This window comes from Methylobacterium sp. GXF4, from assembly GCF_000272495.1.
GTDB lineage: Bacteria > Pseudomonadota > Alphaproteobacteria > Rhizobiales > Beijerinckiaceae > Methylobacterium > Methylobacterium brachiatum.
The window spans coordinates 139,788-160,418 of the sequence record NZ_AKFK01000051.1; the positions used below are offsets into that span (position 1 = coordinate 139,788).

Consider the following 20,631-nt stretch of genomic DNA (forward strand, 5'->3'; position numbering starts at 1 on the left):
TCACAATAACTTAGCGAGCTAGAACCTGGGGTCCGATCTCGCCGTGTGCCGTTTGTGCGCCGGCGGGATTTAGCAGGCTTGCCGCAATCGCGTCAAAGGCATTTTTGTGGGTCTCGCTCGGAAAGAGATGGCCGTAGCGATCCATCGTCATTTCGAGGGACGAATGACCTGCGAAGGTTTGAACGGCCTTCGGCGACAGGCCGGCTTCGATCCAGGTCGAAATCGCATAGTGCCGTAGGGCGTGCCAGCGGAGCGACGGAACACCGGCCGCGAGACACAGCGGCCGGAACAGCCGATGCATCTGGTTGTCGTGATTGACGTACCCCCCGCGGCGGTTTGGGAACACGAGATCGCCCGCCTTCGACGAGCGGGACTTCAGCCGCCACGCTTTCAAGACGCGACCGAGATCCGCCCCGAGATGGACGGTCCGAACGCCCGCGTCGCTCTTCGTCGTGCCCTCCGCTTGAAACCGGTCGACTCTCGTCTCGACGACGATCTCGCCGGCAACGAAGTCGATATGGCGCCAGCGGAGCGCCCATACCTCACCGGCCCGCAGGCCGCTTGCCGCCGCGAAAAGGATGACCACCCGGAAATCGTCGCCCGCCAAGGCGAGCAGGCGTTGCAAGTCGTCCTTCGAGGGCGGAACGACCTTCCTCGATCCTTGGTCCCGGCGGGCGATGACCTCGATCTTCTGCGCCGCGTTGACGGCGATAAGGTCAGTCGCAACGGCGTGGCCTAGGACGCGGGAGAGGGCGCCGAGCACCTTGCGAGGGAGCGGAACAGAGACCCCCGCGCCTCGCAGACGATCGCGGAACAATCGCACCTTCGAGGCCGTCAAATGGGCGAGCTTCATGCCGCCGACGCCGTACTCGACGTTTAGAATGTGATTGCGGATCAACCCTTCGACAGTCTCGAAGTGGTGCCGCGTCATCCTCTCGCCGCGCTCCATCCGTCCGCGGCACTCGACAAGGTACTGATCGACGACCGTGCTGATCACGACCTTGTCGGCTTCGGGCCTGAACGTCCCGGCCCGAACCTGCCCCTCGGCCTCGACGCGGAAGGCGTCGGCCTCTCGCTTTGTATCGAACTGACGCCTCTGCCGAGCGCCTGAGGCGTCGGCAAAGTCGACGGACCATGCCGTACGCGTCTCGCCTTTCGAGGTCGCCCATGATCGTTTTCTAACGCTTGCCATTGTGGCCGCTCCTTCGTTCGAACGCGACGGCGCCGCGTCCATTCGGAATATGTTCGAATGGCGCTTGACAGGCAAGCCCATTCGGAAATATTCACAATGAACGGAATGAGAAGAACGGAAGCCGAAGCGTGGCGAGCCCAATGATGCTGATCGAGAGCGTCGCCGATGCGCTCGGCGTCGACGTTGCGACCGTCGTCACGCACGATCGAAACCTTCTAATTGCCGGTCTGAGAACGAGGGGAGGGCGAGGGCGAGCGGCGGCACGGATGACACCCAACGACGCCGCAAACCTCATCATCGCGGTCGCCGGTGCCGATCAGGTGCAAAACAGCGTCGTTGCCGTTCAGAATTTCGCAAGCCTCAGGTTCGACCCGATCAGATCATCAAGTCGTGAAATCCCCGGTCTTTCCGCGAAACACACATTCGGCGAGTTCTTAGCGGAGTTCATCGAAGGATTTCGGAGCGGAGATCTAGCCGGCGCCTCGAACATTGAATTGGAGATCAAGTTGACTAGACCGCTGTACGAGGCTGAAATCGTCGGGGTTTTCGACGGATCACAGTGGAGCTTTAAATATAGCCGACCCTCGCCAAAGGGTTGTGATCCACCGGGTCGTGAATTGAGCATCACCGCTACTTTCACGCATCGGACTCCGTGGCAGGTTGGCGAAGCCTTGAGGATTTAGAATGCAAACCGAAGACGCCCCCGCGGCACTCGCCGACGACATGATCGAAGGCGCTGGCCCGATCGCGAAGTTCCTTTTCGGCGCGCAAGACGCGAAAGCCCGCCGGAAGATCTACCACATTATCGAGCACCATGACTTCCCGTCGTTTAAGATCGGCGGAAAGATCTACGCCCGCCGCACTGCGATCTTGGCGTGGGTCGCCGCGAAAGAACGGCGCGCGGCCTAGACCGTCGCCGGGGCGTGCTTCGACTCCCCCGGCATTTGTCCCGAACATCAACGCATCATCAAGGCCCGGCGTCCCGCGGGGTCAGAACGGACGCACGCGAGTGCGCCGAAGGGGAACCTATGACCGAAGCCCAGCACGCGCTTGATCTCGTCGCCTTCATCGAAGGAATGAACTACGGCCAGGATGAGGATGGCGTTCATCTCGCACCGACCGACGCCGCCCTTGTCGCAAAAGCACTTCGCGCGCTGGCGGCAGCCTGTAAGGAGACGGCCCTCAATCGAGAGTAACGCCCCGGCAACCAAAGTCTCCATCAAATATCTAAGAGCCATGAGCCGAGCAGAATATCTGCTCGGCTTTTTTGATGCCGAGAATTACTTTTGCTTGACGAGTAATTTTGCATCGTGTGAACTGGTTCGAACACAAGCGAACGAGCGAACGAGGCACCTATGACTGTCCTTCGGATCAAAGAAGTTATCGAGCGCGGCCCCTTCGGTCGCACCAAGCTCTACGCGGACATAGCCGCGGGGCGTCTCGTGACGCGCAAGATCGGCGGCTCGCGGATCGTGCTTGAGTCCGATTGGAACGACTACCTGCGGGGCGTCTCGCGGGCAGCCTCGGCCGCATAGCGCGCAAACGAAGAAGGCCCAAGCGCTTCCGACGCTCGGGCCTTCAAGATCTCAGTTCAACATTTGGTGGAACCATGAATAACCTTTCCGAAACGGTCGAGCAAGACCATTTCGTCGCCCGCGCCGTAGAACAACGTAGCGAATCCACGATGGCTCAGCGCCCGCACACAGCTGGGGGCGCGTTGTGAGCACTTTCCAGCCTCGGGCGAAATTCACCGACCGCGAGGGAGGCGCCGAAAAGTGTATTGTCGACTTCTTCGTCGGCGACGACCGGGCCGATTGGCTTCTGAACAAGGCGCAACACGCTCGCGGCCGGCGCGCAATCGACCTCATGAAGCATGCCGCGTCTCGCCTCGGTGAGGTACAAGCCGAACGTCGGTTTGGCGAACTTTTGAATTGGCATGCCTTGAAGCAGGCCGGCTCTTTGAACGGCTACAGTGCGGGGCTTCGGCACGATCGACTGCTGACGGCGCTGGCTCCTGCTATCGAGCGGGGACTGCAGTCTCGGGCTGTTGAGCTTGCCACGACGCATCTTTCGGCAGCGAAAGCCGAGATCAGTCTCGCCCTGAAAGCTGAAGGCAAATTTTTTGATCCGGACGATCGGTTTAACCTTCGTGATACTGTGGCGGGCGCCGCGGTGAGGTGCGCTCGGGACACCCTTTTGCCCCTTCACGGCATTTTGGGCGAACTGACCCAATACGCCGGCCTGAACGCCGCCGAGATGCGCTCGGCGCACGATGGTCGCACGCGCTGGTGGAAGCGCATTCTTCGGGAGATGGAACAGGCGAGGGACAAGCCCACGATCAAGCGCGAGTATCAGTCGATTGAAGGGCGGAAAGCGCCGCGGGTGCTCCTCAATCCGATGGTAGCGACTGCTCAGCGGGGCCGCTTCGAGATCACCATGTTCGGTGACATTGAAGCCGAGCCCGTCAAGGAATGGCTGATCGACGACCTGTTCGGGGCCGGCGAGTTCACGTGCGCTTGGGGCATGCCGGGTTGCGGGAAGAGCGTCATCCTCGGAGATGCCGCCTTCCACGTTGCTGCGGGTCGGCCGTGGCACGGGAAGGCCGTGAAGCGCGGCCTCGTCGTCTTCGTGGCGGCCGAGCGCGCCGATCTCACGAAGAGGCGCTTCGCCGCCCTGCGCAAGACCTATGGCGAGGCTGACGCGCCGCTGGCGGTCATCAAGGGCAGGCTTGATCTCACGTCCGACATTGAAGACGCGAAAGACATTATCGCGGCTGTGCGCGGGCTCGAAGAGCGCACGGGCGAACAATGCGTGTGGCTTGTGATCGACACGATCGCGCGCACGTTCGGGGCAGGCGACGAGAACAAGCAATCGGACATGGGGGCCTACGTTCAGGCCTGTGATCTGATCCGGGAGGAATTGTCGGCTCACGTGAGCCTGATCCACCATTGCTCCCGGACCGGCGAGAAGCCGCGGGGCTCGATCGCACTCGACGGTGCGGTCGACGCGACGTTCAAGGTGCATAAGAACGGCAACCTTCACACCTTCGGCGTCGACAAGGAGAACGACGCGCCGGACGGCGGCTCGATCCGCTTCCGCATGGAGGGCGTGGAACTCGGTCGCGACCATCGGGGCAAAGTTACGACGGCTCCGATCGCCGTGCCCGACACGACGACGATCGTCGACTTCGAAACGGCCGACGGCACGCGGATCGTTCTCGGCAATCGGAAGGCACCTCGGAAAGCCGTTGTCGCGCTCCATAAAGCGCTTGCTGAGGCCGGGCAGGACCATCCCAACGGACGGCGCGCCGTTGCCGCTGACGCCCTTCGCAAATGCCTCCGCGAAGCCTTCGCAGGCCCGAACGTGAAGCCGGAATCGCTGGCGGCGATGGAACGTCGCGAACTGAAAAACCTCTTCGAGAAAGGCGATGCGGAGAAAATTGGAGAATGGGTGATGCTCCCCGTCAATCCGGCCTGCTCGTAACTATCGGCGGTCAGGCGAACACCGAACAGGCGAACACCCCCTAAAGGGGGGGTGTGTTCGCTGTTCGGGTGTTCGCTCCCAATGACAGGCGAACAGAAAGGCGAACTGTTCGAACTGCTCGCGATGTTCGTGTTATAAATGCAACACAGCGCTCGATGTAAGCTTGTTGCATAAAAGCATCATGGGTCCTTTGGCGGGCACCCCCATGCGGGTGACGCGCAAGCGTCCGACCAGGCTAGATATCATGCAACTCAATTTGATTTATGACTCCCGCACACGAAGCCACCGCGCGATGTTTCATGTCCGTGTGCTGTGGACGTTGTCGTAATTGGCTTGCACTAAGTCTGTCATTATGAACATTGATTCACTGAGAATAAGCCCCAACTAGAGGCAGCTCAGATCGCATGTCCGTCTCAATTCAAAAAACAAGACAGCAAGTTGAGTCTCACAAAAATAAGCATTTGATATTCTTATTTGATGGCACGTGGAACTCAGCCGCATTAGGCCGGCCGCAAGATCTAACAAATTTATACAAGATAAATTTAAGTCTAAAGTCATACGATAGACACTCAAATCCTCAAATTGTGTTTTATGTTCCTGGCCCCGGAAATAGAGGTTGGATAGACAAGAATATTGGCGGTGCTTTTGCGTCAGGTATCGATCAAATTATTAAAGAGGCATATGTCAATCTTAGCTCGAATTATGCAAAGGGGGATAAGATATACTTTTTTGGTTTTTCACGCGGAGCGATCGTCGCTCGCGCCTTGACTGGTCTCATATCAAAGTGCGGACTACTCAAGTCGAGGCACATCGATCACTTGTGGGTGGTATGGAACCACTTTATTGATCAGACTGTCGGCATCGACAGCTACCAGCGAAAGCAAAACGGGATTGACCCATATATTCATGATCAACCCAAAATTCAGATGCTTGGCCTGTTTGATACCGTTTTAGGACGGAATTACCGCAAATCCGATCGTTTTGCGCAAGTACGGTTCGATAATAACAAACTGGATGTAAGCGTTCGAAATGCGGTACAACTTCTATCGATCGACGACAACCGCAGAAAATTTACTCCCCTTGTCTGGGATGGGTTGTATCCACACCAAAATGTCGAACAGATATGGATGCCAGGAGTACATGGTGACATCGGCGGTGCCGGAGACGATAACTTTCTTTCAGATGTAGCCCTTTTAACAATGTTTGATCGAATACAGTTCTATACAAGACTGCATCTGGATCGAAACTACATTGCGCAAATTGAGCGAAGACTTGATTTCTACAGATCGATTGCGGTCAGCAACGAACGGCTGGCACCATATATGAGGGTTCTGCGCCATAAGGCGAGAGATGGATCTGCTGGCGTGCGGCAGTTTCATCACCCTTTGTTACCACTTATCGCTAATAAAAAAATCGTATTGAGGGGAATATATATGCCTTATGATCGAAAGGGTATAGAAGATTTTACAAGATTGAACCCTGCACCAACTCGATATGATGGGTACTATCGCGAACAGGTTCGAAGACTGGACAATGAGATGAGGGGAAGAGGCTGGTTCATTTTCGGGCGTCGATAGTAAGATATCGAAACGCGCTTTAGATAATCCATGAAGCGGTTACGATCGCTTCATGAAAGAAATTACCCACCACTCTCATCGTAAGCTGAGCCCCAAAAGGCGTCGCGCCTCGACCGTGACCGTGCCCGAGCGGGTCGGCCCTCATGTGAAGCTCGTCTTCGCCGAGATGAAGCGCCTCGGGCAGACTTATGACGCCGTCGAGGCCGGCTCGGGCGTGAACCGCCCGACGATCAAGGCGTGGCGCCATAAGAACCGCCCGAACCTAGACTCGATCGAAGCCGTTCTCGGCTTCCTCGGATGGGACTTCCTGCCGGTGCCGCGCGCCTCGGCCCTCCCTCGCGAAGTCGAGGCCGAACTTCGCGATGTGGCAGCCCGGCTCGACCTCGACATGAAGGCGACGGTGCAAGCCCTCGTCGAGATCATTGCCGGCATCCACGGCCGCTTCGGCGAAGCGCCCCGGCCAGCCGAGCCAACGACATAGCGACTGAACCGGGCCTGCGCCTCGCTCGCAGCAAGACCAATATACCTTTGCTCCATCGGTCACTAGCGGGTGCCTTCTCACGAGGGCACCCGCTTTTTTTCTGTCTCCTCGGGGGCGACTCGATCAGCCCCGACAAGCGCGGTTAAGCGCGGTCTAATTGCATCATCGACATTAACTGATGCGGTGGCTCGAAATGACCGAGACGGCTTCCAAAGATTATTGCACGCGTGCGGAGGTTTCACAGATCCTCGGTATCAGCGCCACAACCCTTCGCGAAATGGAACGGAAGGGCGAAGGCCCGGCTGTTGTTAGGTTCTCGGAGCGCAAGGCGCTGTACCCGAATGTAGAGCTTGTGAAGTACCTCAAGTCACGGACGGTCGGGGGTGTCGCGTGAATAGCCTCATCGCCCGCTTACTCGGCCGCCGCCTACCGACTTCCGACGCTCTTGTCGATCAGATCGAAGCGCAGAAGGTCGCTCTGAACGACGCAAAGGCCCGTGCCGCGGCTTCGGCAGACGCCCGGCGCCACGCGCTCGACGCTGGCGACAACGGCGCTCTACGGGCCGCTGACGAAGCCCGCGACGGCGCCCGCCGCGATGCCGAGATCGCCGAGCACGCGATCAAGGTCCTCGAAGCGGCCCTCACCGGCGCGCGCGAGACCGAAGAGCGCGATGCGTTCCAGGCCGAGGTCGCTGAAGCCCGCGCGGCGGGTGACGACCTCTCCGAAAAAATCCGGGTCGAGTACCCCCGGCTTGCGACCGCTCTCGCCGATCTGCTCGCCGGGATCGAGGAACACAACTCGGCACGGCGCCGGCTGGCGGCTCGCGGTCGGGAACTCGGCGAGACCATTGAGATCGAAGAAGTCGAAGCGTTCCGCCGCAAGCCCCGCCTCGGCAGGCACTACGCCGGGCTTGGCTACAAAGATCTGATCGACGCGATCGAGCATCTTCCGGGCCTTCATGCCGGCGACGACTCGATCCGTTTCGTGGGGTTCCGGTAATGGTCCCGCGCCTCACCATTCCGCTTGCCGCTCCAGTCGTCGTCGACGGGGTTCGGCATGACGCGCTGCATCTGCGCGACCTCAAACGCCGCGACGTGGGGGCCGTCCGCGGCGGCTTCGACGGCGAGGTCGGGATCGCCCTGGCGGCTCGTCTCGCCGCGGTCCCCACGGCCGTCATCTACGCTCTAGACGAAGCCGACGCCGAGCGTGTCGGCTTCGTCGTAAGCCGCCTGCTCGATCGCGTGCTCTGATGGCGAAGCAATTCTCCGTCTTCGTCGATATCGGAGGCCGGCTCTCGCCGAGCCTCGGAAAAGCCGTCGACGGCGCGAAGAGCAAGATTGCCACGCTCGGCCGCGGCCTGTCCGGGGTCAACGCGGGCGTCTCGGCCGCCGTCAACAGCGCCAGCCGCGGTGTCGCCGCCGCCGGGAAGCGGCTTCAGGACACCGGTCGGGGTGTCACGGCCGCCGTATCAGCCCCCCTGGGCCTGCTCGGGATCGGGGCCGCGAAGGCGGCGTTCGATTTCGAGAAGGCCGGCAACGCCCTCGAAGCTCTCGGCGACGCCACCGCTGAGCAGCGCGCCGAGCTTGAGAAGTACGCCAACGTCCTCAACAAGAAGTACCCGCAGACGCTGACCGGGATCATTCAGACCGGCAACGAAATGCTGAAGGGCGGCTTCAACTTCGAGCAGATGAAGGGCGCGCTCGATCAGACGCTCGCGACCGCCGTGCTCGGCGAGATGACCCCGGCCGAGGTCGGAAACATGATGGCTCGGACGATCAACTCGTTTCAGCTTCCGATGAAGACCTACCAGGACTCGATGGCCTCGGCGAACCGGGTCTCGGATCAGATGACCTATGCGGCCGTGAAGACGACCGCGAGCCTTCGCGACATGGGCGAAGCTTATCGTTACGTTGGCGGCGCTTCGTCTGCCGCCGGCATCCCGCTTGAGCAATCGACCGCCTTCATCATGGCGATGGCGAAGAACGGGTCGGTCGGTTCCGATGCGGGCGTCGCGTTGCGCTCGGCGATCGTCCGCATGGTGAAGATGCCCGCTAAGGGGCTCGCCGCGATGGAACGGATCGGGATGAAGCTGTCCGATTATCAGGGCGGTTCGCGCAAACTCACGTCGGGCAACATCGTCGCCGGCCTTTCGGCCGACGGCCTCGACGCGAAGCCGGTACAGGGTCAGATCGATAAGTTCCTGAAGAACCCGAAGATCGCCGGCTCGCCGGTCAAGCTGGCGCAGGCGATCACGAAGGTCGTTCAGGCGGGCGTCGCGAACGCCGGTTCGAGCACGATCGACACGAAGACGCTCACCGAGAACGTGCAGTCGTCGATTGTTGCGGCTGGATCGAAAGTCGACCTGCTGAAATTTTTCGTCGATCTGAAAAAGAAGTTCGATTCAGGACAAGCCGGGCTCGGCGACCTCGCGACGATCCTCGAAGGCCGGCATGTCTCGCGGTACATGCCGATGTTGCAGTCAGACATTCCGGCGCTACTCCGCGAGATAGAGAAGAACTCCCCCGGCTTCACACAGTCGAAGATGGGGACGATGATTCAGGGCATCGTCGGCGCGGTCTACGATCTGAGTGCCGCCTTCGAAGCCCTGGCCGTCGCGTTCGGTCGGTCGACGTTCCCGGTCCTGGCGAAGGGCATCCGCGTCGTGTCGGAAGCCGTCGGCAGTCTGGCCGAGGGCAGCCCCAAGCTGATCGGCTTCGCGAGCGCAGCCGGTATCGCCCTGATCGCGCTCGGCCCGCTCATGATGGCGGGCGGCGCCAGCGTGCGTGCACTTGCTCTTTTGTCTCGGGGCCTGCTCTTGCTCGGCAACGCCGCGACCCTTGGGCTCGTGACTCGGCTGATCTCAGTAGCGAAGGGGATCGCCGCCGTGTCGCTTGCAGCCGGTGCGGGGGCCGTGGGGCGGCTTCGTGCCATGGCCGCGGGCCTGTGATCGCTCTCGGCGCCGTCGGCGGCTCTCGGGCCGTCCTGGGGGCGATCGGCGCCTCGCTGCTCGGGTTCGGCCGGGCCGTGCTGATGTTCCCGCTCGTCGCCCTTCGCGCGATCCCGGCGGCGCTGATGCTGCTCGTCGGGAACCCGGTCGGCCTGACGATCGCCGCGCTCGTCACCGCCTTCGCCGCCCTCGGCGTTTGGGTGTCGAACAACTCGGCCGGGATCGTCACGTTCTTCTCGTCGTTCGGCGAGGCGTTCATGAAGGCGCTCGGCCCTGGCGCGGCCGGGGCTGTGACCTCGATCGTCTCCGGGCTGCAGTCGGTTTGGGACGCGGTCAATAAGGTTCTCGGCCCGATCGACGAGGTCGGCACCAAGTGGAAATCTTGGGGCGAGGGCGCCGGTCAGGCGGCGGCGGCCGTCGTCAACGCGATCTCGGCGCTTCCCGGTCAGGTCGCGGCCGTCGGCGGGCAATTCGCATCGGCGATGACGGCTCTCGGGCAACAGGGCTGGAATGCCTTCAAGGCGATCAATTGGGCGAGCCTCGGTTCGGCGCTGATCGAGGGGATCGTGAGCGGTGTCACTGGCGCCGCTGGCCGTCTGGCCGCCGCGGTCGGTGCCGCCGCGTCCGGTGCCCTGGCGCGTGCCCGGAGCGCGAGCGGCCTCGGTGGCGGCGCCCCGGCGGCTCCCGCGTCCGGCCCGGCCATTGCCGGCGCTCGCGCCCTCGGCGGCCCGGTCCGCTCGCGCGCCCCGTACCTCGTCGGCGAGCGTGGCCCGGAGATCTTCGTTCCGAGCAGCGCCGGCAGGATCGAGACAAACAACTCTTATCGGCGCCTCGCGTCGGCCGGGAGCCTCGAAGCCAAGACCGGGCTTCGGGCGCCGTCGGCGAGCGACGTAGGGCAGGCCGGGGCGGGAGGCTCGTCGAACACGACGCACGTCACGCGCGGCGACCTCAACGTTCAGATGCACATTCAGGGCGGTGGGGGCGGGAACGCCGATATCGCCCGCGAGGCCGAGCGCGCCGTTCGCCGCGTGCTCGAAAGGTACGAGTCCGAACAACGCGGTCTTCTGAGCGACTGAGAGAGGAAACGAGAATGAAGATGTTTTACAATGGGCAGATCGCAAAGCCGCATCCGACCCTGGCCGATTGGTGCCTTTTGCCGGGCGGCGGCGAGACCCTGAAGGCAAATGCTCGGAAGTATGATATGCTGATCGAGGGCGAGACGCCCCCGGTTGCAAAGCTCCCGCCGAAGCCGACCGTATCCCTGGCTTGCCCGAAGCCCGTCGCGCCCCCGCCGTCGGCTGCCGTTCTGGCCGATCGGGCACGGATGCAAGAGATCATCGTGCTCGCGAACTCCGTCGGCGCGTCTGCCGAGGCGAGCGAGGCGATCCGGTCCGGCATGTCGGTCGACGCGTTCCGGGACGTGCTAGCGGCTCGCGCAGTCCTCGCGGCGGGAAGGTTGGCTCGGGGACGGTAGAATCAATTTCGAGGCAGTAGCTCGTGCCCCGGCGCGTGATCCGATCAGCCGGGTACGTTTAGCCTTTATCACTAAGGCGTTCGGGTGGGTTCAAGCGACGACGGCGGGGATTGTCGTTTTCAACCGTGGAGCCTCATCACTAGGACCTGCTCTCGACCCTTCTCGGACCCTAAAAAGGTCCGCTTCGCAGAAGGTGATGGGGGATGACCTACGACCGGTTTGGGCGGTTTTCCGCCGGTCTGCTTTTGGGCAGCAATCGATAGAACCGGACATCGCCTCCGCGCCCGCTCGCGACCCCATCCGGACCTTCGGCGGAAGTGGCTCGAATGTCCGCATTGTGGATCCTGCTCACCACCGCGGTCGCCTCGGGGAGGCGCCATCTTGCACCGGCAGACCGGAAGGAACTGTGGGTGTGACGACAACCAGCCGCCAGAAGTGTGAGCCTCCAGTGATGTGGGCCGATCATCGTGCGTTCGCAATCAGCTGAAGAGAATTTGCAATCTGATTCTGCTTGACGTTTGCGATGACGCTGTAGGCGTCGACCCGCGCTAGGGCTCGCCCTTTTCCAGCTTTCGGCCCCTCAACGAACCCAAACGTCAACTTGTCGACATTCTTATTTCCAGCGCTTACGTTCGGCGCAGTGCCTGCGAATGACGTCAACATCCAGCTCGGGCCAGTCGGCGTGAGTTGACTGTCGACAGTGAACGTAATCGAGCCACCGAAGACGCCGGTATCCTTCGTCGAATCCCATTTCTGGAAGAAACCTGAGGACGTCGCCAATTGAAACATCTGAGCGATCCCTAGGGTCCCAGAAAGATTGGTATCTGCGGGCAAGTCACACAATTTGCTACGTGGTGTTCGAGCAAGCTCTTCCATCGAAAAGGTAAGATAGGTGGTGAAGTTCTGCTCACGGGATTTCTCGAAGGAAAATCCAGTTGCGATCGAAACCGCTCCCTGAGGGAACGAGAAAGATGGAGCGATCTTACCGTCCTGCGTTACCGACAGGCTTAATTCTATCACAGCCTGAATATCGCGATCAGCGATCAATAGCCTATCGATGTCCTCGCCCTCTGGTGACGCGATCTCAATTAGTTCACAGCGGATACGTCGTACGATTGATGAGACCGTGGGAACCGGAGAACCCGACGTAGAAGGCATGTGCGGGATGTCGAAGGAGGGGACGACATTCGCGCATCCGCCGATCTGAATAGACGCCGCAACGATCGCAAGCATGGGAATGAGGCTCGTCGAAATTCGAGACACGCTCATTTCCTCTTCTTCTCAAGGTAAAACTTGAACTCATCACTGTATTCATCAAACAATACTCCCCATATCACCCGACTTACGGTGTCGGGGCCATAGACATAGTTTCCTCCACGTTTGTAGAAGATGTATCCGGTTGCCTTCGGTGGTCCGTTGTATCGCTCATCAGCATCCAGTTCTTTCAAGCGCCTCACAACGGGGAGATCGTCCCCCGACGGACGAGTGAAATCCCGTGGATCAGGCCTGAACGACGCCCACTGAACGTTGTTCCTCACAAAATCAGCAGGAACGGCCGCCTTGTCTCTAATTGATTTGAGCCATTCAAGCAGACGCTCAATAATATCTATAAAGACGAATAGCAATTTCGCCTCCGTCGGCTGAAGCTCGGCCAGGAGATCAGTAATCAGTTGGCGATGCAATGGCGGTTTTGAAATTGATAGTGAATAGGACCGGATTGCCGCCGATTGCATGTGGACGGCATGCGGAGCCTTCCAGGGAATAGCTTCATCAGCAAAGTGGCTCTCGAGGCGCCCTCTTGAACGAAAGGCCTACGGGCGAATCGCTGGTACTCCTAACCCGGGCGCGCTCCGCAGCCGTCGCCGGTGCTGCGGCGGCCAGAGCTGGGACGTACTACATGCGCGGCGTGCTCTGCTGGGGGGTTGCCCCGCTCTGGGGCTTCGCGGCGCTGGCGGGGGGCCTCCTCGCGGGCAGCCTGCCGACGTTACTCGGAGTCGGCGCCATGGCAGCTTTCATGGCGTGGTCCTGCAAATGGTTGTTCGCCAAGGCGCGGGGCTAACGTCGCGACCTAGCCGAGAAGTTTTAGTCCCGCCTAGGCACCACAGACTGCACGTTTGGCACTGATATCAGAGGCAGGCTGCCGCAACGACAGCAAGGGCGAAGCCAAGTGACTGAACCTGTTGGCGCCGGGCGCGCTCGGGCCGGAGTACTTCCAGGAGATGGCTACCCTCGCGGAGGCCGACCCCCACGATGCGAGCGCCATGGAGGCAGTAATGACGCGATACGGCCTGATCTCGAGCGGGCATGGATGAGCGAACCTCCTCCCGGGTTGGTGGGGCGAATGCGTCGTTCCTGATTCCTGACCGTATGACGTTCGTTTTCCCACCCGGAGCTGGAGTTGCCGGTTGGCAGACGGATGGCTGCTTTTGGGAAGTGCCTACGACTGTTCGCGCAGCTGCTATGGGTCGGATCCGGAACGTCTGCTGTAGGACGAAAGGTCAAAGTCTGGTGGCAAGGTTGTTCGCTTGCGCCGAAGATTGGCCCCTACGGCTGTGTCACCCCTGCGGTGACCGCCAACCAGCTGACTTAGCCTCGTCTTCGCTGCAGAACATGCGCTCACCGGAGCCGGTGTCGATCACCGCGCGGTCGTAGTCGCTGGTCCCGGGCAGGAGATAGATCTCGTCGCCTTTCCGCGAGATGTTGCCCTTAATCGCACAGGCTGCCTGCGCCGGCGCTGGCGTAGCGGCAGGGGGCTTCTCCATCTCGGGCCTAGTCTCGACGCCACCCGCACGCTCGGCGCGCCGCGAGCGGTTTGCGCGAATCGCGCCGCACCTGCCAACCGACACGCGGGGCAAGGAGCGCGTAGATGATCGGCGCGTGATTAGCGGCATCGTCCATGTGCTCAAGTTTGGAGGGCGCTGGACGGACGCAGCACACGAGATCTATGGGCCGAAGAAGACCCTCTACAATCGCTTCGTGCGCTGGGCAGCCAAGGGGGTCTGGGTCGGGCTGCTCGAGGCCCTCGCCAAAGCCGGCGGACCGCCGTCCCAGAAACTGATCGACCCCACCGCCTAGAAAGCCCACCGCTGCGCCGCTGGACGCAAAGGGGGGAGCAGAGCCAAGCCATCGGTCGCTCCCGGGGCGGGCGCACGACCAAGATCCATGCGCTTACCGGCCGTGACTACCGTCCGCTCGCCTTACCGCTTACACGCGGTGAAGCCACAGATTCAAATATCGGCTTGCTGCTGTTAAAGCGCTTGCCCCCTTCTCGCATCGCGTTGGCCAGCAAGGGCTACGAATGCGCCGCCGTCCGCCGACAGTTCGTGGGGGCCAAGGCCGCACCCCAACATACCGATCAAGCATGGCCGGCGCGGACATTCGTGCTTCTCGCTGGTCCGAGATCGCGATCGCAACGCCATTGATCGCGCGCTCAGGTGGCGCAAAAACTTCCGCAGCTTCACCATTTGATATGATCGGCTCGCCCGAAACCGACTCGCCGCCATCTGCCCCACGGCCACCGCCACTAACTCATTATGAATTTAACGGGCAACCAGTGGGCAAATTATTCGTGCTAATCGGAGAACGCTTACACTAAAATCAAATGGATAACTCCTCAAGTCATTCTCTCAAAATGCAATTTTATACAGATATAGGGCATTCTGTACTCTTGATCTCGAAGCCATGATAGATATCTCTATCCATATGAGTCCTTAAAAATCTATAGATCACGCTCTTGAATCGCACAAATCGCTCTCCCTGGTAGTCAATTGACAGCAGCAGGGCAGCTTGAGCGTCGTTATCGCTGAGCGACATCGGGGAGATATAGACTCCGTTCATCGTGTAACCGATTTTCTTGTGCTTGGGTGACGCCTCAAACTGAGGCCACATACCGATAAAATTTTCTACGTCGATTACATTATATATCGGACACTCGCTCTGCATTACACTTTCCACCAGCATTAAATCTTTACTCTTGAACAACTTAACGCCTCCGAAACTCAGCCACTTCGGAAAAAAAACTACAACCTCAGAAGAAATTTCAGCCGGCACCCTGGCTGTTTTGTCGCCGAACTTCATTAGCTGCACGGGCACCCTATCTTCAGAGGAGAGCTTTGCCAGGTTACGGGTATATAAATACCATCTTTGCCTTAAGTCTTTATCTTTGATCTTGTTAATCGCGGAGCTAAAAACTGTCCCGTCACTGATGCAGGCACTTTGTTCAATTACCTCGTCGTATACGATCTCGAAAGCGCCGGCTCTTGAAGCCGGACCGACGTAATTCAGGCATTCCAGGAAAACTTCCAACGCGGACTCAAAATCGTCCAGGCTGTGAAAGGCGTGCGCGACAGATAAGTGATTCAAAAATAGTTGATGCGGCATTCTATAACTGCGCCAAATCCGTTTCGATCTGGTCGAAAAAGCCTGTCGGCCAATGTTTTAAGCGACCACGGGGATCGATAATCGTCTTAACCGGGTTCACGCCCCTTCTCTCCTCGTACAATTGGTTTGTGGAGGACAATGCATTCCGATCAAAGAAATAAACAGCAGCACTGTCGCTTGGAAGTATGCCCTTCTTGATCGAAAGCCTAACGCCATTGAGAACATGATCACTATGAGTTTCGATTATAACTTGCACGCCAGCGGCTGCGGTTACTGCTAAAAATTGGCCCATCATGGACTGCGCCGCTGGATGCAGGTGCGCCTCTGGACTATCAATATAAATCGTTTGGCCTTTTCTGGCTATCAAACAGGCCACTATAATCGGGAAAGCATAGCTTAGACCGTAACCGACGTTCTCCGGTCGCCTATATACCTCGCGCTCGCTTGTTCGAAATTCTAGCTGTACAAAATCGCTATTGGCGATGATCGCCGCGTTTGCTTCGAACCCGCCGAACAAGCTTTGGCCCCAAGCGTTGACTTGCCTACGAAGTGTCTTGGCTGGATCGTTCGAACACATTCGCTCAGGATCTATGTCATCGTCTAGCAACTTGGCGAACCACCAGGGTGCCAGTTCACCAGCTATGCCAACCCATCCGCGCAGCGGCTCAGAAACTTTTGGAGTAGGGTAAAGCTCGCGGCCAGAAGATCGAAGTGCGCCTATGACACTAAGCTCACGGATATCCTTGATTAGGTTGCTTGCAGCCTCATTGCTGATTCTCGCCGGCATTAACCCCTTAGCTGAACTAGGTCGGATTTTGTGTGAGACCGTAACATTGCCAGTTGTTTTTCTGATTTCGGAGATGACAGCTCTCGAATTTTCGTTGTCCTCGTCTTGGGTTAGCACCCACTCAATCTTGATGTCTTTGGTATGGGCACCAATCTGAAATTTTGGCCGCTCTAATTCCAAATCTCCTAGCAAATCGCTGAACGAGCCAAGCTGCACCAAGCGTCCCGACAATGATAACTTCGCGCCGTCCGGATCTTCGCGAAGCTTCTGTGAGACCAACAATAGTCCTTGCATCGATGATGTTTTACCCCCGGCATTGAAGCCGCTGAGTAACGTCAGCGCCGGAAGATCAATCGAAAGATTGTTGTGGCATTTAAAATTTACAAGACTAAGCCCGGATATCATTGCATTGCGCCATCAATTGTCTCAGAAAACATTTGGAATCGGGTTGTAATCGCGTTCGTGCTATTCGTTGAATACGTTATTGCCAAATTAAAGTCATCGTCGTTCAAAAGATCGATGACTAGTTTCTTTACCTTATTCGCCTGCCTTCTGCCAAAGCTACCTTCAATATCGCTGAAATACACTGACATTACATCAAACAAAGCAATGTTTAATATGGTTCTTTTGGCGTTCGGAGCATCTTCACGTAGAGATTTCCGAAAACAATGCGACCCAAAAAGATCGATATTATGTCTCATCGAATTTTCGAGGCTTTTTGCGAGCTCATTCAAACTTCTGGAGCTCATCGTATTCATTTCTTCGAGAGATTTACTTAGAAAACCATCCATGTCGCCGCGGTACGTTTCATATCCGAGCAATTTGAAAGCGCAAAACCGATTTAAGGCTTCTCGATCGCGCATAGATTTCGGATCTAAAGATTCTCCGGTTGCGTCTCTGAATAAATCTAACTGCGCCAGTTTCTTCAGTAACTGCGTAGCGGTCCCACTATATAAGCTATTCCGCATTTGCTGACGACTCAATGGAACGCCGCTATTAACTCGGTCGAAAATATCTAATTTCGCTCGCTCGGGAGCTCGCGAATCCAGGATGTAGAAAACTAACTGAGTGTCTTCAATTCGTTCCTGAAGCTTCAACGGCAGATCCTTAAAACGCTTTCCATCCAACGTGTTCCCGCTGCCACTCGAGCCATCGGTGTTCAACCCGCGCAGTGCGAAGCTATTTTCGGAATATCTCAATAGCGTCGTGAGCCGCTGCAAACCATCGACGACTATTACAGTTCCATCGACGGCTTCAGCTACGTAAAAAACCGGCAAGGGGATTCGCATCAAACACGATTCGATCAATTTCGACTGCTTCTCGATACTCCAGACAAAATCACGCTGAAAATCGGGGTTAAGTTGATAGCGATTGTTTTTGATCCTTTTCACCACCTCGCTTACCGATCTTTCTTCTTTTCGGACGAAGACGCTGTCGAGCGGGTAATCCGCCCAACCTGAAGAGTGGGCTTCGTCCAAGCCTTCGATTGATTCGTCGTCGCTCATTCTGTTACTCTGCCGCTGGTCATATATTTCCCATCATACAGCTGCCTATAACATCTATGCCCCGCTTCGGTGTAGTGATCCGAGGTTTGATCGGTTTCAATCGCGCATTTTTTGTCGATCACTCGTGTCAGGTTCGGTCCAACTGGCACGATCGGACGTCCGCGGAGCAAAGGCGAGCGGCTGCCCGCACAGGCTGCGATCCTCGCTGGAAAGTACGCGCACTGGCATGCGGTCGTGGTGCGCGGCTGGTACGAGGCAGGCGAGCGCACGATCGAGATCGCCTCGGACACTGCGGTGTGGCGGCACGGAGGTTTGCCCATCGTACCCATCCGCCCGGTTCTCATCCGCGGTCTTAAGGCGCGCTACCCGTCTCAGGCTCTGCTCTAATCCGACGCGCGAGCCCGCGCGGATCTTAGGGTGGTACGGGGCTGGACCATCGAGGTCACCTTTCAGGAAACGCGCGCCCATCTTGGGGTGAAGACGCAGCGGCATTGGGTCCGACACGGCGATCGCCCGCGCCACGCCCCGCCTACTCGCCCTGTTGTCGATCATCACACTGCTGGCCGCACGCCTCTTAGCTCGCCAACGGGGGCACGCCGCGGCAGCCGCGTGGTACACCAATCCGTGCCCAACCTGAGCCGCCTCTCTGGCAGCCGTGCGCTGTGCGATCTGGTGCGAGCGGATTTTGGCAACATAACCGCTCCGACGCGACCGAACAAAACCCTGATTCCGGTTGTCCGCACCTCAGCCGAGGCGCTATGTCACGCCGCATGAATGGCCAAAGTTGAGTTGAGAGGGGACGCTCGTGCCGCGCGCAGTGGCTCGGTTGGATAGGCGAACAGCTGTTCGGCGGCCATCTGCAGCACGGCTTCCTGCGCGTGAAACATGCCAGGGCGCTGATGGTGAACGGCAACCCGGTGGTCGGCGTCGAGCTCAACCGGATCGTATTCGACCGGTTCAGCGGCTACCGGACGAAGCCGGGTCAGACCTGGTGGCTGCCGGTCTGGAGGTTCGCGGTACGGGACGGCAGGTTAGTGAGCTACAGACTGCGAGCGCGGAGCGGCTCGGGCTTTTGCCCGTCCGGCAGGATCTCTTGAAGGTGTGCCCGGACCATCTCAGCCGAGAACAGCTTGGGAATGAAGCGGGCTCCGTCCGACAGTTCTCCGGGCTCAGGGCGGATGTCGCCGGACGCGACCACGATGGAGATGTGAGGCCAACGGCCGGCCACCTCGTGGGCGATTTCGAACCCGTTGCGTAGGCCGGGCAACTTCAGCCCTGTGAACAGCAATACGATATCTCGCTGATGCTCGTTCAGCAGGATCAGAGCTTTGTCTCCGTCGATGGCTTCGAAGGTGCGGAACCCCGCCTCCTGCAAAATGTCCACCGCTCCCATCCGGATGACACCGTCGCCGTCCACCACCAGGGTGTAAGGCGTCGACTGATCAGCGGGCTGGTTCATTCTGGGGTAAGTTTCAGCTCGCGGGAAAGGTTCGACCCGAGCGCACTCGTAGTTGTAGGCTGAGCCATCGGAGTGCTGTCCACTACGACCCGGATCATCTCGGACCGGTTCTCAAGCATCGCGGCCAGTGGCTCGCCGCCCAGCGTTTTCCAGCCGGATCGGCGGCAAGCCGCATTGGCCGCGCGAAGCTTAGAACGCCTAACAGAACGGCACCGTGAGCGTCGATGTGCGTTGGTGCGGCATGGCCCGCGCTATTCTTCCCGACGGTCTTCGGAGCGAGATCGCCCCGCTGCTTCCGCCGCCCCGGCCGCGTCCGAAGGGCGGGCGACGGCCCATCGAGAACCGAGCGGCCCTGACCGGTATCCTGTTCGTGCTGCGCTCCGGACTGCCGTTGGAGATGCTGCCGGCCGAGATGGGCTGCGGCTCGGGCATGACGTGCTGGCGCCGCCTGCGCGACTGGCAGGCGGCGGGTGTCTGGACGCGCCTGCATCACGTGCTGCTGGGGTGACTTCACGCGGCCGGTCAGCTCGACTGGAGCCGGGCCAGCTTGGACAGCGCGTCTGTACCGGCGAAAAAGGGGGTTCTGCCACCGGCCCGAACCCGACGGATCGGGGCAAACCGGGGACCAAGCGCCACCTCGTCGTCGATGCCCGCGGCACGCCCCTCGGCCTGACCTTCACGGGGGCCAACCGCCACGACAGCGTAATGATGGCCCCGACCCTCGATGCGATCCCGCCCGTGCGAAACGGCCGGCGCGGTCGCCCACGCCGCCGTCCCCACAAGCTTCATGCCGACAAGGCCTACGACGCCTGCGCCCGTCGCCAGGAGTGCCGCGCCCGGGGGATCGTACCCCGCATCGCTCGGCGCGGGATCGACAGCAGCGAGAAGCTCGGGCGGCACCGCTGGGTCGTCGAGCGAACCCACGCCTGGTTCAGCCGCTTCCGGCGCCTGCCCGTCCGCTACGAGCGACGCGCCGACATCTACGAAGCCTTTACCAAACTCGCGGCCAGCCTCATCACCCTCAACCAAATCAGGCGGTTCTGTTAGGCGCTCTTAGTCGCGGCGTTGCTGCCCGTTTAACGGCACGCCCGGCGCTCTAAGCACCGTCGGCGTGTCGGCAAGCTCGAATTTGAGGAACGAAAAAAGATTGAGGATGAGATGCGGATCGAAGTCGAGCGCCGGCTTCAAGCGGCGTGTGACGACCGCGCCAGGGCCGGGCTCCCGCCGCCCGTGAGCGTTGACGCGCTGCGGGCGATTGTGCGAAGCGACCTTCTCGCGGAGATCGAGGCCCAGCACGTGGCTCAGAAGGCCGCCGCCAAGCCTAAGCCGGCCTCTGCCGCACCCAA

At 59.5% G+C, this 20,631-nt stretch carries 20 protein-coding genes and 2 pseudogenes; 14 read left to right on the forward strand and 8 right to left on the reverse strand.

Features of this window, described 5'->3' with window-relative positions; translation table 11 throughout:
* Positions 1 to 10 precede the first annotated feature (10 nt).
* The gene (locus WYO_RS28945) at positions 11 to 1,192 is read right to left on the reverse strand and encodes a site-specific integrase (RefSeq protein WP_007561284.1); all 1,182 of its coding nucleotides are present in this window, start codon (positions 1,190 to 1,192) and stop codon (positions 11 to 13) included.
* Positions 1,193 to 1,335: 143 nt separating this feature from the next.
* On the opposite strand from WYO_RS28945, the gene WYO_RS30785 reads away from it, so the two are divergent.
* The 12 genes from WYO_RS30785 (at position 1,336) to WYO_RS08660 (ending at position 11,154) form a co-directional block, all read left to right on the forward strand.
* Positions 1,336 to 1,875 (forward strand): hypothetical protein, encoded by a 540-nt coding sequence (locus WYO_RS30785; protein ID WP_128754963.1) that lies wholly within the window; start codon positions 1,336 to 1,338, stop codon positions 1,873 to 1,875.
* A gap of 1 nt (position 1,876) precedes the next feature.
* Positions 1,877 to 2,101 carry a DNA-binding protein gene (locus tag WYO_RS08615; protein WP_007561287.1) on the forward strand — a complete coding sequence of 75 codons (225 nt, stop codon included), beginning with the start codon at positions 1,877 to 1,879 and terminating at the stop codon, positions 2,099 to 2,101.
* Positions 2,102 to 2,220: 119 nt separating this feature from the next.
* On the forward strand, positions 2,221 to 2,388 hold the full coding sequence (locus WYO_RS31500) for a hypothetical protein (RefSeq protein WP_165486549.1): 168 nt from the start codon (positions 2,221 to 2,223) through the stop codon (positions 2,386 to 2,388).
* Positions 2,389 to 2,547: 159 nt separating this feature from the next.
* Positions 2,548 to 2,727, forward strand: a complete 180-nt coding sequence (locus WYO_RS08625) for a hypothetical protein (protein ID WP_007561291.1) — start codon at positions 2,548 to 2,550, stop codon at positions 2,725 to 2,727.
* A 184-nt stretch (positions 2,728 to 2,911) separates the two neighbouring features.
* Positions 2,912 to 4,675: an AAA family ATPase gene (locus WYO_RS29305; protein WP_081496948.1), complete on the forward strand. Its 1,764-nt coding sequence runs from the start codon at positions 2,912 to 2,914 to the stop codon at positions 4,673 to 4,675.
* Positions 4,676 to 5,079: 404 nt separating this feature from the next.
* A complete protein-coding gene (locus WYO_RS29780) occupies positions 5,080 to 6,252 on the forward strand; it encodes a DUF2235 domain-containing protein (RefSeq protein WP_007561295.1) in 1,173 nt (390 codons plus the stop codon).
* Between the two features lie 52 nt (positions 6,253 to 6,304).
* On the forward strand, positions 6,305 to 6,733 hold the full coding sequence (locus tag WYO_RS08635; RefSeq protein WP_007561297.1) for a hypothetical protein: 429 nt from the start codon (positions 6,305 to 6,307) through the stop codon (positions 6,731 to 6,733).
* A 390-nt stretch (positions 6,734 to 7,123) separates the two neighbouring features.
* Entirely contained in the window at positions 7,124 to 7,732 is a 609-nt protein-coding gene (locus WYO_RS08640) for a hypothetical protein (RefSeq protein ID WP_007561301.1), read from the forward strand.
* The gene (locus WYO_RS08645; RefSeq protein ID WP_007561302.1) at positions 7,732 to 7,983 is read left to right on the forward strand and encodes a phage tail assembly protein; all 252 of its coding nucleotides are present in this window, start codon (positions 7,732 to 7,734) and stop codon (positions 7,981 to 7,983) included. The genes WYO_RS08640 and WYO_RS08645 overlap by 1 nt, the downstream gene beginning before the upstream one ends.
* Complete coding sequence (locus tag WYO_RS08650) at positions 7,983 to 9,680, forward strand: phage tail tape measure protein (protein ID WP_007561305.1); 1,698 nt, start codon at positions 7,983 to 7,985, stop codon at positions 9,678 to 9,680. The genes WYO_RS08645 and WYO_RS08650 overlap by 1 nt, the downstream gene beginning before the upstream one ends.
* 125 nt (positions 9,681 to 9,805) lie before the next feature.
* Positions 9,806 to 10,756: a hypothetical protein gene (locus WYO_RS30445; protein ID WP_128754965.1), complete on the forward strand. Its 951-nt coding sequence runs from the start codon at positions 9,806 to 9,808 to the stop codon at positions 10,754 to 10,756.
* Positions 10,757 to 10,770: 14 nt separating this feature from the next.
* Positions 10,771 to 11,154: a hypothetical protein gene (locus WYO_RS08660; protein ID WP_007561310.1), complete on the forward strand. Its 384-nt coding sequence runs from the start codon at positions 10,771 to 10,773 to the stop codon at positions 11,152 to 11,154.
* 462 nt (positions 11,155 to 11,616) lie between these two features.
* On the opposite strand, the gene WYO_RS30795 is transcribed toward WYO_RS08660, so the two are convergent.
* Positions 11,617 to 12,387, reverse strand: a complete 771-nt coding sequence (locus WYO_RS30795) for a hypothetical protein (protein WP_128754966.1) — start codon at positions 12,385 to 12,387, stop codon at positions 11,617 to 11,619.
* Positions 12,388 to 12,419: 32 nt separating this feature from the next.
* Entirely contained in the window at positions 12,420 to 12,887 is a 468-nt protein-coding gene (locus tag WYO_RS30800; protein ID WP_128754967.1) for a hypothetical protein, read from the reverse strand.
* A gap of 1,027 nt (positions 12,888 to 13,914) precedes the next feature.
* On the opposite strand from WYO_RS30800, the pseudogene WYO_RS28950 reads away from it, so the two are divergent.
* A pseudogene (locus WYO_RS28950) lies at positions 13,915 to 14,691 on the forward strand (IS5 family transposase).
* Positions 14,692 to 14,793: 102 nt separating this feature from the next.
* Here the strand turns inward: WYO_RS28950 and WYO_RS30805 are convergent.
* The 4 genes from WYO_RS30805 to WYO_RS08680 form a co-directional block, all read right to left on the reverse strand.
* The gene (locus tag WYO_RS30805) at positions 14,794 to 15,459 is read right to left on the reverse strand and encodes a hypothetical protein (protein WP_128754968.1); all 666 of its coding nucleotides are present in this window, start codon (positions 15,457 to 15,459) and stop codon (positions 14,794 to 14,796) included.
* A 76-nt stretch (positions 15,460 to 15,535) separates the two neighbouring features.
* Positions 15,536 to 16,726 carry a DUF3696 domain-containing protein gene (locus tag WYO_RS29790; protein ID WP_007561323.1) on the reverse strand — a complete coding sequence of 397 codons (1,191 nt, stop codon included), beginning with the start codon at positions 16,724 to 16,726 and terminating at the stop codon, positions 15,536 to 15,538.
* The gene (locus WYO_RS29795; protein ID WP_007561325.1) at positions 16,723 to 17,826 is read right to left on the reverse strand and encodes a DUF262 domain-containing protein; all 1,104 of its coding nucleotides are present in this window, start codon (positions 17,824 to 17,826) and stop codon (positions 16,723 to 16,725) included. The genes WYO_RS29790 and WYO_RS29795 overlap by 4 nt, the downstream gene beginning before the upstream one ends.
* Positions 17,827 to 18,865: 1,039 nt before the next feature.
* The gene (locus WYO_RS08680) at positions 18,866 to 19,285 is read right to left on the reverse strand and encodes a response regulator (protein WP_007561329.1); all 420 of its coding nucleotides are present in this window, start codon (positions 19,283 to 19,285) and stop codon (positions 18,866 to 18,868) included.
* 241 nt (positions 19,286 to 19,526) lie between these two features.
* Between WYO_RS08680 and WYO_RS29800 the strand changes: the two are divergent.
* A pseudogene (locus tag WYO_RS29800) lies at positions 19,527 to 20,332 on the forward strand (IS5 family transposase).
* A 6-nt stretch (positions 20,333 to 20,338) separates the two neighbouring features.
* On the opposite strand, the gene WYO_RS08695 reads toward WYO_RS29800, so the two are convergent.
* Entirely contained in the window at positions 20,339 to 20,581 is a 243-nt protein-coding gene (locus WYO_RS08695; RefSeq protein ID WP_039902543.1) for a hypothetical protein, read from the reverse strand.
* Between the last annotated feature and the right edge of the window lie 50 nt (positions 20,582 to 20,631).

Coding starts and splice junctions, on each gene's coding strand:
- WYO_RS29795 (WP_007561325.1), bottom strand. CDS start 17,826: ATGAGCGACGACGAATCAATCGAAGGCTTGGACGAAGCCCACTCTTCA.
- WYO_RS08615 (WP_007561287.1), top strand. CDS start 1,877: ATGCAAACCGAAGACGCCCCCGCGGCACTCGCCGACGACATGATCGAA.
- WYO_RS08635 (WP_007561297.1), top strand. CDS start 6,305: ATGAAAGAAATTACCCACCACTCTCATCGTAAGCTGAGCCCCAAAAGG.
- WYO_RS30785 (WP_128754963.1), top strand. CDS start 1,336: ATGCTGATCGAGAGCGTCGCCGATGCGCTCGGCGTCGACGTTGCGACC.
- WYO_RS08650 (WP_007561305.1), top strand. CDS start 7,983: ATGGCGAAGCAATTCTCCGTCTTCGTCGATATCGGAGGCCGGCTCTCG.
- WYO_RS29780 (WP_007561295.1), top strand. CDS start 5,080: ATGTCCGTCTCAATTCAAAAAACAAGACAGCAAGTTGAGTCTCACAAA.
- WYO_RS28945 (WP_007561284.1), bottom strand. CDS start 1,192: ATGGCAAGCGTTAGAAAACGATCATGGGCGACCTCGAAAGGCGAGACG.
- WYO_RS08660 (WP_007561310.1), top strand. CDS start 10,771: ATGAAGATGTTTTACAATGGGCAGATCGCAAAGCCGCATCCGACCCTG.
- WYO_RS30445 (WP_128754965.1), top strand. CDS start 9,806: ATGCTGCTCGTCGGGAACCCGGTCGGCCTGACGATCGCCGCGCTCGTC.
- WYO_RS08645 (WP_007561302.1), top strand. CDS start 7,732: ATGGTCCCGCGCCTCACCATTCCGCTTGCCGCTCCAGTCGTCGTCGAC.
- WYO_RS08680 (WP_007561329.1), bottom strand. CDS start 19,285: ATGAACCAGCCCGCTGATCAGTCGACGCCTTACACCCTGGTGGTGGAC.
- WYO_RS30800 (WP_128754967.1), bottom strand. CDS start 12,887: ATGCAATCGGCGGCAATCCGGTCCTATTCACTATCAATTTCAAAACCG.
- WYO_RS31500 (WP_165486549.1), top strand. CDS start 2,221: ATGACCGAAGCCCAGCACGCGCTTGATCTCGTCGCCTTCATCGAAGGA.
- WYO_RS30795 (WP_128754966.1), bottom strand. CDS start 12,387: ATGCTTGCGATCGTTGCGGCGTCTATTCAGATCGGCGGATGCGCGAAT.
- WYO_RS29790 (WP_007561323.1), bottom strand. CDS start 16,726: ATGATATCCGGGCTTAGTCTTGTAAATTTTAAATGCCACAACAATCTT.
- WYO_RS08625 (WP_007561291.1), top strand. CDS start 2,548: ATGACTGTCCTTCGGATCAAAGAAGTTATCGAGCGCGGCCCCTTCGGT.